Origin of the sequence: Streptomyces kebangsaanensis (assembly GCF_001906585.1) — a bacterium.
In the GTDB taxonomy this organism is placed as follows: Bacteria; Actinomycetota; Actinomycetes; order Streptomycetales; family Streptomycetaceae; genus Streptomyces; species Streptomyces kebangsaanensis.
On the sequence record NZ_JUJA01000160.1, the window covers coordinates 33,049 to 46,900 of the forward strand.

The window sequence follows — 13,852 nt, forward strand, 5'->3', positions numbered from 1 at the left end:
CAGGCTCGGCGGCCCCGCCGTGCTCGCCGCCGTCCTGGCTCTTCCGCGGCAGTGCCGGGTCGTAGCTCCCGCCGTAGTGCTTCGTCGTCTCCGCGCTGATCGCCGCCATCCGGTTCCGCACGTCCACGTCGATGTTCGCGTAGCCCTTGTGCGAGGCCAGGACCGCGATGCCCATGCCCTCCATCGAGTCCGACAGCAGCTTCGACAGCGTCTCCAGCTCGCTGATCACCGTCTCGTACGCCGAGTACAGACCGGCCGCCTCGGCCCACGACCCGTCTCCGCCGCCGAACTGGCGCCGGGCGAGCTGGGCCTCCCCCACCTTGCCCGGGCCGGCCTCCGAACCCTTCAGGTCGCGGATCAGGTCGTCCACCCGCTTCTGGAACTTCGTGAACGACGACAACTCCGTGGCCACATCGGCCACAGCCCCGGCAGCGACACCGGCCACACCCGGCAGGCCCGGCACACCGGACAGGCCCGCCAGGCCGGCCACCAACGGCATCAGAGGCGCATCGGTCCCAGCCTCATCCGACAAGTCAACGTCCTCCCCCGTGAGTTCGTTAAGCGGAAGCCCCGTCAATAACGCAACTCTAGTCACGTCCACTGTCGGTGCCGAACCGGGTTACAGCCGCTTGCTCTCCAGCGGTCCCAGGTACGTCTCCGGCAGGCCGCCCGTGTCGATCAGCAGGCGTTGGAGGATCACCGTCGGGTCCACCGCCCAGAACTTCAGGCGGTAGACGCCCGGACGGGTGAGCGTGTGCCTTGTCGCCGTGCGGTTGACGTTGTCGGAGGTGTTCCTGGCCCACCGGGTGTTCAGCAGGCCGTCGTCCGCGCCCTCGTTGATGTCGACCGTCCGCGGCTCCGCCTCGTCGAAGGAGACCGCGTAGCACAGGTTGCCGGTCGGGAGGGACGGGTTCCGGGGGGACAGCTCCGCCCATACCGTCACCTCGCCCGGCCGTGACACGAAGGCCACCTCGTACTCCAGACGGGGGGAGTCCGGGCGGCCGGGGGTGCGACGCGGTGCCGTCACCGGCCACGGGGTCATCCCCGACGTCGTACGGCCGATGCCGTCCAGCCGGCGCCACTCCCCCACCGCGCGGTCGTGGTGCTCCGCGTCGATCGCCACGTAGCCGCCCGCCTCGACGAAGCCCCGCAGAGAACGGCGTGACGGGTTCTCCGCCGTGCAGGCGACCGTCACCGTCCTCCCCGCGCCCGAGATCGCCAGGTCCGCCTTCGCGCCGCCGGGCGGCAGCCTTCGCCAGTCCACCCGGACCTCCACCCGGACCTGCTTCTCCACCCGGCCCCGGGGACGGTCGACCCGCAGCCACGGGGCCGAGGCCGTGATGCGGTACTCGAAGGGGGTACGGCCCCGGTTGAAGATCTCCACGTACTGCTGCGGGCGGGTCTGGTACGGGCTGAACACCGGAAGCCTCGCCGCGGTCGTCGCCCCGCCCGGCCACCAACTCCCCGCGTCCTCCGCGCCGTCCACCGAGACGCCCAGTTCGGCGGCGCTCGGCAGATCGATCCGCCGCACCGCCGGGAACAGTTCGTCCGGCAGGGCCACGTTGTCCTTCTCCGGCTGTTGCCAGCCGGCGTTCGGGCCGTAGCGGTCCACGTCGCCGTAGCCGATGTGGGGCTGGGTCTGGAAGCCGTTCCACTTGCCGCCCGCCACCTCGTGGTTGAAGCGGTCGGCGAGGGCGAAGTCCCGTTGCAGACCCGTTTCCGCCTCCGCCGCACGGTCGTTGGTCGCCGCGCGGCCCTGTCGCGCGTAGAGGAGGTTGGTGAACTCGGCCTGTCTCAGGGCGTAGAGGTTCGCGGTGGCCTCCACCTCGTAGCCGACCAGCTCGAACCAGGCGTCCTGGGTCCGGGCGGGCAGTTGGCGCGCTATGCGGGTCGCCTTCCGCGCCAGGGTCTTCCATTCCTCCGTCACCCGTTCCAGCTCGCGGTGGGCGAAGTAGAACGGGGTCTGCTCGTCGTCGTAGACGATCTCGCCGTCGCGGAGGGTGATGCGGCGGTTGAGCAACTCGGGTTTGCGGCGGGCCTGGAGGCGGCCGTACGTCGCCAGGACCTCCGCGATCGGGGCGGCGGCCGCCTCGCCGAAGTTCTGGCGGGCGTAGCGGCGTTCCCATTCGTCCAGGCGGTCGAGGGACCGGCTGTCCGGGTTCCAGGCGTAGTTCAGGAAGAACTCGGTGGGGAGTTCGTTGCCCTTCAGGTCTCCCACGTTGACCACCCACAGGCCGTGGTTGCCGTAGGCGTGGGCCTGGTGGAGCTGCTCCCGGACGTTGCGGAGGTTCGCCGTGTCGACCCACTTGTAGTTGCGGCCGGCGCCCACGTAGTCGAAGTGGTAGTACAGGCCGTAGCCGCCGGGCCGGGCGGCCTCCGCGGGGTCGGGGTGCTTGCGGATGTTGCCCCAGTTGTCGTCGGTCAGGACGACCGTGACGTCTTCGGGGGCGCGCAGGCCCCGGTCCCAGTAGCGCTGCACCTCCTTGTAGAGGGTCCAGACCTGAGGGGTTTCGGCGGCGGGTCTGCCGGTGACCTCCTCGATGATGCGGCGCTGCTCGGTGATGATCTCCTGCATCAGCTCGATGCCGTCGCCGTCCGGGAGGCTGGTGTCGCCGTTCCCCCGCATGCCCAGGGTGACGACGCCCTCGAAGCCCTGGTCCACCATGCGCTGGATGCCGGCCCGCCAGTACGCCTTGATCGCGTCGGCGTTGCGGCGGTACGACCACTCGCCGTTGCCGCCGTAGGGGTCGCCGCCCGCGCTCGCGTGGCGGTTCCACTCCTCGATGCCGCGCATCATGGGGGCCTCGTGGGAGGTGCCCATGACAATCCCGTACTCCGCGGCCCGCCGGTGGTTCTCCGGGTCGTCCTCGGCGAAGGCGCGGCCCCACACCGCCGGCCAGAGGTAGTTGCCCTTCAGGCGGAGCAGGAGTTCGAACACCTTGGCGTAGAAGTCGGCGTTGAAGCCGCCGGGGTGGCCCGGTGCCTTTCCCGGGCCGAAGTACTCCGGCGCCCAGGTGCCCAGCGCCGGGTTCTCGTCGTTGATGAAGATGCCGCGGTACTTCACCGTCGGTGTGCCCTGCGTGTGGCGGCCCGGCAGGATCCAGACGCGGTGCCTGCGCACCGGTGGCACGTCGTCCCACCAGTACCAGGGCGAGACACCGATGCCGTACGAGACGTCGTACGTCCCGAAGATCGTGCCGCGCGGGTCGCCGCCCGCGATGACGAGGGCGCGCTCGACGCCCGGCATCGGGTGGTCCACCACCGCCTGGAGCGACGTCTCCCAGCGGCCGCGCACGCCGGTGACGTCCAGCTTCCCCGACTTCACCAGGCCGTCGATCAGCGGGCTGCGGCCGATCGTCCCCACCAGGACGGCGTTGCGCGCGATGGTGCGGCCCGGGCGCACGCCCGTCACCCGTTCGATGTCCTCGCGCAGGTCCCCCGCCGCCCGTACGACCCCGGGGTGGTCGTCGGCGCCGACCACGACGGGGGCGCCCACCAGGGAGAAGGAGCCCGGCCTCGGCTCGTGGGGCGCGAAGGAGACGTACGCCCCCGGGTCCGTCACCCGCGGGCCCCCACCGCTCTCCCTCCCGGCCACCGCCCACGCGGCGCCCGGCGCACCCGGGGCACCCGGCGACAGCACCGGCACCGCGGCGAGACCCGCGGCACCCAGGACGGCTCTCCGGCTGACGTGCGCAGACATGGCGCACCCCTCCCACCCGAATTTGGTTAGTGACATGACAAATGGTGGGTGAGTGGCTCGCGGGGAACCAGGGGTCGTACGCGTCGAATAGTTTCGTAACAGCGCCCCGCGTCCAGTCCGGACCGCCCCCCTGCCCGCCCGCCGCGATGTCGCGAGCCCCCGCACGGAGCCGGAGTCGCGGCATCCGGGGACCAGTGGACGCGGAACGGGAGAGGGCCCGTACGACCGAAGTCGTACGGGCCCTCTCAGGTGCTCGCAGCGGAGCTACCGGATCACGTGATCCTCAAGATTTACTTGATGATCTTGGTGACCTGGCCGGCGCCCACCGTGCGGCCACCCTCGCGGATGGCGAACTTCAGGCCCTCTTCCATGGCGACGGGCTGGATGAGCTCCACCTTCATCTCGGTGTTGTCACCCGGCATGACCATCTCGGTGCCCTCGGGGAGGGTCACCACGCCGGTCACGTCCGTCGTGCGGAAGTAGAACTGCGGGCGGTAGTTGTTGAAGAACGGGGTGTGGCGGCCACCCTCGTCCTTCGACAGGATGTAGGCCTGGGCCTGGAACTCGGTGTGCGGGGTGACCGAGCCCGGCTTGATGATGACCTGGCCGCGCTCGACGTCCTCGCGCTTGATGCCGCGGAGCAGCAGACCGACGTTCTCACCGGCCTGGCCCTCGTCGAGCAGCTTGCGGAACATCTCGATGCCGGTGACCGTGGTGGTGGTCTTCTCCTGCTTGATGCCGATGATGTCGACGGTCTCGTTGACCTTGAGGACACCACGCTCGATACGGCCGGTGACGACCGTACCGCGACCGGTGATGGTGAAGACGTCCTCGATCGGCATCAGGAACGGCTTGTCGATGTCGCGCTCCGGCTCCGGAATCGCCTCGTCGACGGACTTCATCAGGTTGAGGACCGAGTCGACCCACTGCTTCTCGCCCTCGAGGGCCTTCAGCGCGGAGACCCTGACGACCGGAACGTCGTCGCCCGGGAACTCGTACTCGGTGAGGAGCTCACGGACCTCGAGCTCGACGAGCTCCAGGATCTCCTCGTCGTCCACCATGTCGGCCTTGTTCAGGGCGACCACGATGTACGGCACGCCGACCTGGCGGGCCAGGAGCACGTGCTCCTTGGTCTGCGGCATCGGGCCGTCGGTGGCGGCGACCACCAGGATCGCGCCGTCCATCTGGGCGGCACCGGTGATCATGTTCTTGATGTAGTCCGCGTGACCCGGGCAGTCGACGTGGGCGTAGTGACGCGCCTCGGTCTGGTACTCGACGTGCGAGATCGAGATCGTGATACCGCGCTGACGCTCTTCGGGGGCCTTGTCGATGTTGTCGAACGGGGTGGCCTGGTTGAGCTCCGGGTACGCGTCGTGCAGCACCTTGGTAATGGCGGCCGTGAGGGTCGTCTTACCGTGGTCGATGTGACCGATGGTGCCGATGTTGACGTGCGGCTTAGTCCGCTCGAACTTCGCCTTCGCCACTGGGGTCCTCCTGTGGAGTGGTTCTGTACGCCTTACTTCATCGGCGCCAGGTGATCTTTGCTGGATGGCCCGGAGCTCCGGGGCATTCCACCACGATTGCGACGGAATGCCCCGTGGGGCTCCGGAGTCAAGCCTAAAGGCTGGAACTCGGCTGAGTTACTCGCCCTTGGCCTTCGCGATGATCTCCTCGGCGACGTTCCGCGGAACCTCGGCGTAGGAGTCGAACTGCATCGAGTAGCTTGCGCGACCCGAGGTCTTGCTGCGGAGGTCTCCGACGTAGCCGAACATCTCCGAGAGGGGCACGAGGCCCTTCACGACGCGGGCACCCGCCCGCTCCTCCATGGCCTGGATCTGGCCACGGCGGGAGTTGATGTCACCGATGACCTCGCCCATGTAGTCCTCGGGCGTGGTGACCTCGACGGCCATCATCGGCTCGAGCAGGACCGGGCTGGCCTTGCGCGCGGCCTCCTTGAAGGCCTGCGAGCCGGCGATCTTGAACGCGAGCTCGGAGGAGTCCACCTCGTGGTAGCCACCGTCGAGCAGCGTCACGCGGACACCGGTCATCTCGTAACCGGCGAGGATGCCGAACTGCATGGCCTCCTGCGCGCCGGCGTCGACCGAGGGGATGTACTCCTTCGGAACGCGGCCACCGGTGACCTTGTTCACGAACTCGTACGAGGTGTCGCCACCCTCGAGCGGCTCGATCGAGATCTGCACCTTGGCGAACTGGCCGGTACCACCGGTCTGCTTCTTGTGGGTGTAGTCCACGCGCTCGACGGCCTTGCGGATCGTCTCACGGTACGCGACCTGCGGCTTGCCGACGTTGGCCTCGACCTTGAACTCACGGCGCATACGGTCGACCAGCACCTCGAGGTGCAGCTCGCCCATGCCGCCGATGATGGTCTGGCCGGTCTCCTCGTCCGAGTGGACCTGGAAGGACGGGTCCTCCTCGGCCAGGCGCTGGATCGCGACGCCCAGCTTCTCCTGGTCGCCCTTCGACTTGGGCTCGATGGCGACCTGGATGACCGGCGCCGGGAAGTCCATGGACTCCAGGATCACCGGGTTCTTGTCGTCGGACAGCGTCTCACCGGTGGTGGTCTGCTTCAGGCCCATGACGGCGACGATGTCGCCGGCGGTCACCGACTCGATCTCCTCACGCTTGTTGGCGTGCATGCGGTAGATCTTGCCGATGCGCTCCTTCTTGCCCTTGACGGAGTTCAGCACCTGAGTGCCGGACACCAGGCGGCCCGAGTAGACCCGGACGAAGGTGAGCTTGCCCAGGTGCGGGTCGCTCATGATCTTGAACGCGAGGGCGGAGAGCGGCTCGTCCACGGACGGCTTGCGCTTGATGACCTCGTCCGTGTTGCCCACGGCGTGGCCCTCGATGGCCTCGACGTCGAGCGGCGTGGGGAGGTAGCGCACGACCGCGTCGAGCAGGGGCTGAACGCCCTTGTTCTTGAACGCGGTGCCACAGAACACCGGAGTGATCGTGGTCTCGGTGGACTTGCCGGACGCGATGGTGATGCGACGGATCGCGGCGTACAGCTGCTCCTCGGTGGGCTCCTGGCCCTCCAGGTACAGCTCCATGATCTCTTCGTCGTTCTCCGCGACGGCCTCGATCAGCTTGCCGTGCCACTCCTCGGCGGCCTCGGTGTGCGTGGCCGGGATGTCGACGACGTCGTACATCTCGCCCTTCGCGGCCTCGGCGGACCACACGAGCGCCTTCATGCGGATCAGGTCCACGACGCCCCGGAAGTCCGCCTCGGCACCGATCGGCAGCTGCATGACCAGCGGCTGCGCACCCAGGCGGTCCTTGATCATGTCGACACAGCGGTGGAACTCGGCACCGGTGCGGTCGAGCTTGTTCACGAAGCAGATGCGCGGAACGCCGTAGCGGTCCGCCTGACGCCACACCGTCTCGGACTGGGGCTCGACGCCGGCGACGCCGTCGAACACCGTCACGGCACCGTCGAGCACGCGCAGGGAGCGCTCCACCTCTACGGTGAAGTCGACGTGACCCGGCGTGTCGATGATGTTGATGGTGTGGTCGACGTCGTCCAGCGGCCAGTGGCAGGTGGTGGCAGCAGAGGTGATCGTGATGCCACGCTCCTGCTCCTGCTCCATCCAGTCCATCGTGGCGGAACCCTCGTGGGTCTCACCAAGCTTGTAGGACACACCGGTGTAGAACAGGATCCGCTCGGTGGTGGTCGTCTTGCCCGCGTCGATGTGGGCCATGATCCCGATGTTGCGGACCTTGGCCAGGTCAAGTGAAGTGGTAGCCATAAGGCTTCAGTCTTCTCTCGGTTCTCGTCGGGTAAGCGACTACCAGCGGTAGTGCGCGAAGGCCTTGTTGGACTCGGCCATCTTGTGGGTGTCCTCGCGCTTCTTCACAGCGGCGCCGAGGCCGTTGGAGGCGTCGAGGAGCTCGTTGAGCAGACGCTCGGTCATGGTCTTCTCGCGGCGGGCGCGGGAGTAACCGACCAGCCAGCGCAGCGCCAGGGTGTTGGCACGGCCGGGCTTGACCTCGATCGGCACCTGGTAGGTGGCGCCACCGACACGGCGGGACTTGACCTCGAGGGTCGGCTTGATGTTGTCGAGAGCGCGCTTGAGCGTGATGATCGGGTCGTTGCCGGTCTTCTCGCGCAGGCCCTCCATGGCGCCGTAGACGATGCGCTCGGCGGTGGAGCGCTTGCCGTTCAGCAGCACCTTGTTGATCAGGGAGGTCACCAGAGGAGAGCCGTAGACCGGGTCGATGATGACCGGGCGCTTCGGGGCGGGGCCCTTACGAGGCATTCTTACTTCTCCTTCTTGGCGCCGTAGCGGCTGCGGGCCTGCTTGCGGTTCTTGACACCCTGGGTGTCGAGGGAACCGCGGATGATCTTGTAGCGAACACCCGGCAGGTCCTTCACACGGCCGCCGCGCACGAGCACGATGGAGTGCTCCTGCAGGTTGTGTCCCTCACCCGGAATGTAGGCCGTGACCTCGATGCCGCTGGTCAGACGCACACGCGCGACCTTGCGGAGGGCCGAGTTCGGCTTCTTCGGGGTGGTCGTGAAGACACGCGTGCAGACGCCGCGGCGCTGGGGCGAACCCTCGAGTGCCGGCGTCTTGTTCTTGTCGACCTTGTCCTGCCGGCCCTTGCGGACCAGCTGCTGGATCGTAGGCACTACTTCTCCGGTTTCTGTGTGCCGATGGGTACAGCTAACCTGGAACGTCACCGACCCACGCGGTCGGGTGTGTCGAATCCCGCGGACTCCCACCGCATGGCAGAAAGAGGCGCAGATTACGGTGGCCGTCAGCGGCTCCCTATGCGGTGTGAAGGCACGCACGAAAGCCAGGGCACACCCCAGGCACAAGGTCTGAGCGTACCTACCTCATTCGCTGCGGTCAAAACAAATGGGCCCCGCCCGCCTCGTTCCGCGAACTTTGTCAAGCCCCCGTACACCGCGCGATCTTCGAATCCACGGATCACGATCCACGGATACGGCAATTCCCGCACGTCAGCCCACTGCCACGGCTTGGAACACCGAGGATCACGGTCCTCTCCACGCCGGCGGAACCGCCACCGGGGCGGCGTGTCCCCAGAGTGTCGGCGGGCACGCCTGGACGGCCCCTGTCCGAGGGCGCCGGACACACACGCGCCGGCCCGGTGGCGCCCCTGCCGGGCCCCGCCCGCGCGACGCGCACGGTCCAGGTGTACGGCACGCGCGCGTACCAGCCCGATCACGCAGCCGCCGCACCCACCCGCCCGCAGCGGTGGACATCCGCCCGGGCGGCCGTGCGGGGCACCCGCGGGCGCGCCGTCCGGCCACCACGACTCCGGGTACGGGACGCACGCGCGCCACCGGGCAACGCGCCCGTCGCCGCCGGTGGACCGGCCGGCGCGCGGCCACCACCGCCCTCTTCGAACCCACCCGCACGAGCCGCCGACCGAGGAACCAGAAGCCCTTGCCACACCCGCTGACGCGGCCGTCGCCGCCAGGAGGCCGGTCGGTGGAGGCACCGTCACCGCCCCGTCGAGCGCGGCACGGTACGCGTCAGCTCCGTGCGGCCACCGCCATCACGGTGAGGAGGGCGAGGAAGAGGGCCCAGCCGGCGACGGAGAGCCAGCCCAGGACCAGACCGGCCAGGGCCAGGCCGTCGCCGCCCTCGTCCCGGCGGCGGATCTCGGAGCGGGCGACGTGGCCCAGGACCACCGCGGGAAGGCCCGTGAGGCCGGCTGTCATCACGGTGAGCACGCCGCAGATCAGAGAGCCGACCGCCTTGCCGTTGGTGGGCGGGACCGGGCGCGGCAGGAACGTCGCGGGGACGGCCGGAGCCGCCGCGGGGTACGGTGCCGGACCCTGGGGCAGGTCGGCGACCAGGAGCGTCAGTTCCCCGACGGTACGCGCCTGGTACGCCCGGGTGATGCGCCGGTCCAGCTCCCCCTGGTCCAGGCGGCCCTCGCTGAAGCCCGCTCGGAGCACGTCCACGGCACGCTCACGGTCGGCGTGGGACGCGAGCAGCGACGGGCCGCCCTGGCCCTGCCACGGCTGCGGCTGCGGCTGCGGCTGCGGAACGCCCCGCCCGGGCTGCCAGGACGGCTGCGACGGCGGAAACGACACGGACGACCTCCCCGAACCGTACGAGTCCCTCCATCATGCGCCATCGGCCGCCGGAACGCCGAGGGCGGCCACCCCGTAACGGAGTGGCCGCCCTCAGTGCGTCACCTCAGTGCGCCGAGCGCGCACCCGCTCACTGGTTGTACGGACCGTAGTCGTAGTCCTCCAGCGGAACGGCCTGGCCGGAGCCCGCGCCGAACGGCGAGTAGTCGATGTCGTCGTAGCCCACGGCCGAGTACATCGCGGCCTTGGCCTCCTCGGTCGGCTCGACCCGGATGTTGCGGTAGCGGGACAGACCCGTACCGGCCGGGATGAGCTTACCGATGATGACGTTCTCCTTGAGGCCGATCAGGGAGTCGGACTTGGCGTTGATCGCCGCGTCCGTCAGGACCCTGGTCGTCTCCTGGAAGGACGCCGCCGACAGCCAGGACTCGGTCGCCAGCGAGGCCTTGGTGATACCCATCAGCTGCGGACGACCGGAGGCCGGGTGACCGCCCTCCTGGACCACACGACGGTTCTCCTGCTCGAACTTCGAGCGCTCGACCAGCTCGCCGGGCAGCAGCTCGGCGTCGCCGGACTCGATGATCGTCACGCGGCGCAGCATCTGCCGGATGATGATCTCGATGTGCTTGTCGTGGATCGACACACCCTGCGAGTTGTAGACCTTCTGGACCTCGCCGACCAGGTGGACCTGGACGGCACGCTGACCCAGGATGCGCAGCACGTCGTGCGGGTTGGTGGCACCCACGGTGAGCTTCTGGCCCACCTCGACGTGGTCGCCCTCGCCGACCAGCAGACGGGCACGCTTCGAGATCGGGAACGCCGTCTCGTCGCTGCCGTCGTCCGGGGTGATGACGATCTTCTTGGTCTTCTCGGTCTCCTCGATCCGGACGCGTCCGGCCGCCTCGGAGATCGGGGCGACACCCTTCGGCGTACGGGCCTCGAAGAGCTCGACGACACGCGGCAGACCCTGGGTGATGTCGTCACCGGCCACACCACCGGTGTGGAAGGTACGCATCGTCAGCTGGGTGCCGGGCTCACCGATGGACTGGGCGGCGATGATGCCGACCGCCTCACCGATGTCGACCAGCTTGCCGGTGGCGAGCGAACGGCCGTAGCACATGGCGCAGGTGCCCACCGCGGACTCGCAGGTCAGGACCGAGCGGGTCTTGACCTCGGCGACGCCGCGGGAGACCAGCTCCTCGATGAGCACGTCGCCCAGGTCGGTGCCGGCCGGGGCCAGCACCTGGCCGTCGACGACGATGTCCTCGGCGAGGCAGCGCGCGTACACGGACGTCTCGACGTTCTCCGCCTTGCGCAGCACGCCGTCCGCGCCGCGCTCCGCGATGTGCAGCTTGAGGCCGCGGTCGGTGCCGCAGTCCTCCTCGCGGATGATGACGTCCTGGGAGACGTCGACCAGACGACGGGTGAGGTAACCCGAGTCGGCGGTACGCAGGGCGGTGTCGGCCAGACCCTTACGGGCACCGTGGGTGGAGATGAAGTACTCCAGCACGGACAGACCCTCGCGGAACGACGCCTTGATGGGCCGCGGGATGGTCTCGTTCTTGGCGTTCGACACCAGACCGCGCATACCGGCGATCTGACGCATCTGCATCATGTTTCCTCGGGCACCCGAGTTGACCATCATGAAGATCGGGTTGGTCTTCGGGAAGTTGCCCGTCATGGCCTCGGCGACGTCGTTGGTCGCCTTGGTCCAGATCGCGATGAGCTCCTGGGTCCGCTCGTCCTTGGTGATCAGACCGCGCTCGTACTGCTTCTGGACCTTCTCGTCCTGCGCCTCGTAGCCGTGGACGATCTCCTTCTTCGCCTCGGGGACGACGATGTCGGAGATGGCGACGGTGACGCCGGAACGGGTGGCCCAGTAGAAGCCGGCCGCCTTCAGGTTGTCGAGCGTGGCCGCCACGATGACCTTCGGGTAGCGCTCGGCGAGGTCGTTGACGATCTCGGAGAGCTGCTTCTTGCCCACCTCGTAGTCGACGAACGGGTAGTCCTCGGGCAGCAGCTCGTTGAAGAGCGCGCGGCCCAGGGTCGTCTTCAGGCGGAACGAGTCACCCTGCTGCCACTCCGGCTCGCCCTCCTCGCGGGCTGGCGGGGTCCAGCCGCGCGGCGGGATGGTGCCCACCGGGAAGCGGATGTCCACGGTCGACTGCAGCGACAGCTCGCCGGCGTCGAACGCCATGATCGCCTCGGCCACGGAGGAGAAGGAGCGGCCCTCGCCCTTCACGTCCCGCATCTCGCCGTCGGTGGTGAGGAAGAACAGACCGAGGACCATGTCCTGGGTCGGCATCGTCACCGGACGGCCGTCGGCCGGCTTGAGGATGTTGTTCGAGGACAGCATCAGGATGCGGGCCTCGGCCTGCGCCTCCGCGGACAGCGGCAGGTGCACGGCCATCTGGTCACCGTCGAAGTCCGCGTTGAACGCGGTGCACACGAGCGGGTGGATCTGAATGGCCTTGCCCTCGACCAGCTGCGGCTCGAAGGCCTGGATGCCGAGGCGGTGCAGCGTGGGCGCGCGGTTCAGCAGGACCGGGTGCTCCGCGATGACCTCTTCCAGCACGTCGTACACGACCGTGCGGCCGCGCTCGACCATGCGCTTGGCGCTCTTGATGTTCTGCGCGTGGTTCAGGTCGACCAGGCGCTTCATCACGAACGGCTTGAACAGCTCCAGCGCCATCGCCTTCGGCAGACCGCACTGGTGCAGCTTCAGCTGCGGACCGACGACGATCACGGAACGCGCGGAGTAGTCCACGCGCTTGCCGAGCAGGTTCTGGCGGAAGCGGCCCTGCTTGCCCTTGAGCATGTCGGACAGCGACTTCAGCGGACGGTTGCCGGGGCCCGTGACCGGGCGGCCGCGGCGGCCGTTGTCGAAGAGCGCGTCGACGGCCTCCTGGAGCATGCGCTTCTCGTTGTTGACGATGATCTCGGGCGCGCCGAGGTCGAGAAGCCGCTTCAGGCGGTTGTTGCGGTTGATGACACGGCGGTACAGGTCGTTCAGGTCGGAGGTCGCGAAGCGGCCACCGTCCAGCTGCACCATCGGACGCAGGTCCGGCGGGATGACCGGGACGCAGTCCAGGACCATGCCCTTGGGGCTGTTGGAGGTCTGCAGGAACGCGGAGACGACCTTCAGGCGCTTGAGCGCACGGGTCTTCTTCTGGCCCTTGCCGGTGCGGATGATCTCGCGGAGCCTCTCGGCCTCCTCCTCGAGGTCGAAGGACTCCAGGCGCTTCTGCAGCGCCGCGGCACCCATCGAGCCGTCGAAGTACGTGCCGAAGCGGTCACGCAGCTCGCGGTAGAGCAGCTCGTCGCCCTCGAGGTCCTGGACCTTGAGGTTCTTGAACCGGGTCCACACCTCGTCCAGGCGGTCGATCTCGCGCTGGGCGCGGTCGCGCAGCTGCTTCATCTCGCGCTCGGCGCCCTCGCGCACCTTGCGGCGCACGTCGGCCTTGGCGCCCTCGGCCTCCAGCTCGGCCAGGTCGGCCTCGAGCTTCTTGGCACGGGACTCCAGGTCGGCGTCGCGGCGCTGCTCGATCTGCTGGCGCTCGACGGAGACGTGGGCCTCCAGCGAGGGCAGGTCGCGGGTACGGCGCTCCTCGTCGACGTACGTGATCATGTACGCCGCGAAGTAGATGACCTTCTCCAGGTCCTTCGGGGCCAGGTCGAGCAGGTAGCCCAGGCGCGACGGGACGCCCTTGAAGTACCAGATGTGCGTGACGGGGGCGGCCAGCTCGATGTGGCCCATCCGCTCACGGCGCACCTTGGCGCGCGTGACCTCGACGCCGCAGCGCTCGCAGATGATGCCCTTGAAGCGGACGCGCTTGTACTTGCCGCAGTAGCACTCCCAGTCCCGGGTGGGGCCGAAGATCTTCTCGCAGAAGAGGCCGTCCTTCTCGGGCTTGAGGGTGCGGTAGTTGATGGTCTCGGGCTTTTTGACCTCGCCGTGGCTCCACTGACGGATGTCGTCAGCGGTGGCCAGGCCGATCCGCAGCTCGTCGAAGAAGTTGACGTCGAGCACTATGCGTCAATCCCTCTCAGGGTTGAAAGTCTGT

Annotated in this window: 8 protein-coding genes; all 8 read right to left on the reverse strand. The window is 68.5% G+C overall.

All coding sequences use genetic code 11. The features are described from left to right. Positions 1-499 (reverse strand): hypothetical protein (locus RH94_RS30095; protein ID WP_107428871.1); only part of this gene is annotated, 499 nt, incomplete at its 3' end. A 120-nt stretch (positions 500-619) separates the two neighbouring features. Further along, on the reverse strand, positions 620-3,700 hold the full coding sequence (locus RH94_RS30100) for a glycosyl hydrolase 115 family protein (protein ID WP_107428860.1): 3,081 nt from the start codon (positions 3,698-3,700) through the stop codon (positions 620-622). A 290-nt stretch (positions 3,701-3,990) separates the two neighbouring features. Further along, positions 3,991-5,184 (reverse strand): elongation factor Tu, encoded by a 1,194-nt coding sequence (gene tuf / locus RH94_RS30105; protein WP_073951509.1) that lies wholly within the window; start codon positions 5,182-5,184, stop codon positions 3,991-3,993. 156 nt (positions 5,185-5,340) lie between these two features. Further along, entirely contained in the window at positions 5,341-7,467 is a 2,127-nt protein-coding gene (gene fusA / locus RH94_RS30110) for an elongation factor G (RefSeq protein WP_073951510.1), read from the reverse strand. A 39-nt stretch (positions 7,468-7,506) separates the two neighbouring features. Beyond that, positions 7,507-7,977: a 30S ribosomal protein S7 gene (gene rpsG, locus RH94_RS30115; RefSeq protein WP_073951511.1), complete on the reverse strand. Its 471-nt coding sequence runs from the start codon at positions 7,975-7,977 to the stop codon at positions 7,507-7,509. 2 nt (positions 7,978-7,979) lie between these two features. Continuing rightward, positions 7,980-8,351 carry a 30S ribosomal protein S12 gene (rpsL, locus tag RH94_RS30120; protein ID WP_030422047.1) on the reverse strand — a complete coding sequence of 124 codons (372 nt, stop codon included), beginning with the start codon at positions 8,349-8,351 and terminating at the stop codon, positions 7,980-7,982. An 870-nt stretch (positions 8,352-9,221) separates the two neighbouring features. Next, positions 9,222-9,788 carry a DUF1707 and DUF4190 domain-containing protein gene (locus tag RH94_RS30125; RefSeq protein WP_079189250.1) on the reverse strand — a complete coding sequence of 189 codons (567 nt, stop codon included), beginning with the start codon at positions 9,786-9,788 and terminating at the stop codon, positions 9,222-9,224. A gap of 130 nt (positions 9,789-9,918) precedes the next feature. After that, entirely contained in the window at positions 9,919-13,818 is a 3,900-nt protein-coding gene (locus RH94_RS30130) for a DNA-directed RNA polymerase subunit beta' (RefSeq protein ID WP_073951512.1), read from the reverse strand. Positions 13,819-13,852 lie beyond the last annotated feature (34 nt).

What these genes read in the sequence shown, in the direction of transcription:
- RH94_RS30100 (WP_107428860.1), bottom strand. Translation starts at nt 3,700, where the DNA reads ATGTCTGCGCACGTCAGCCGGAGAGCCGTCCTGGGTGCCGCGGGTCTC.
- fusA (WP_073951510.1), bottom strand. Translation starts at nt 7,467, where the DNA reads ATGGCTACCACTTCACTTGACCTGGCCAAGGTCCGCAACATCGGGATC.
- rpsG (WP_073951511.1), bottom strand. Translation starts at nt 7,977, where the DNA reads ATGCCTCGTAAGGGCCCCGCCCCGAAGCGCCCGGTCATCATCGACCCG.